The organism is Roseospira navarrensis (assembly GCF_009601025.1).
GTDB classification, from domain to species: domain Bacteria; phylum Pseudomonadota; class Alphaproteobacteria; order Rhodospirillales; family Rhodospirillaceae; genus Rhodospira; species Rhodospira navarrensis.
This window is the reverse complement of the sequence record NZ_WIVE01000190.1, coordinates 1-398: the sequence shown is the minus strand read 5'-3', so window position 1 is coordinate 398 and position 398 is coordinate 1. Positions and strand designations below refer to the sequence as shown.

Annotated in this window: 1 pseudogene and 1 other annotated feature; the pseudogene reads left to right on the top strand. The window is 68.8% G+C overall.

Features of this window, described 5'->3' with window-relative positions:
• Positions 1–398, top strand: a pseudogene (locus GHC57_RS19225) (IS3 family transposase); the annotation flags it as partial.
• Positions 25–142: a sequence feature (AL1L pseudoknot), on the top strand. Its footprint overlaps the pseudogene before it by 118 nt.

Below are 398 nucleotides of genomic sequence, written 5' to 3'. Positions count from 1 at the left end.
CAACGAGATCCTGCGCAAGGCCAGCGCGTATTTTGCCCAGGCGGAGCTCGACCGCCGGTTCAAGCGATGATCGGGTTTATTGACGATCATCGGGACGTCCACGGGGGGACGTCCACGGGGGGACGTCCACGGGGTCGAGCCGATCTGCCGGCTGTTGCCGATCGCTCCGTCGACGGATCACGCCCATGTGGCCCAGCGCCGCGACCCTTCGCTGGCGTCGGCGCGTGCTCAGCGGGATGCGGCCTTGCGCGTCGAGATCCGGCGCGTCTGGGGCGAGAACTTCGGCGTCTCCGGCGCCGACAAGGTCTGGCGCCAGTTGAAGCGCGAAGGCCTTGAGGTGGCCCGCTGCACGGTGGAACGCCTGATGCGGGACATGGGCCTGCAAGGCGCGGTTCGGG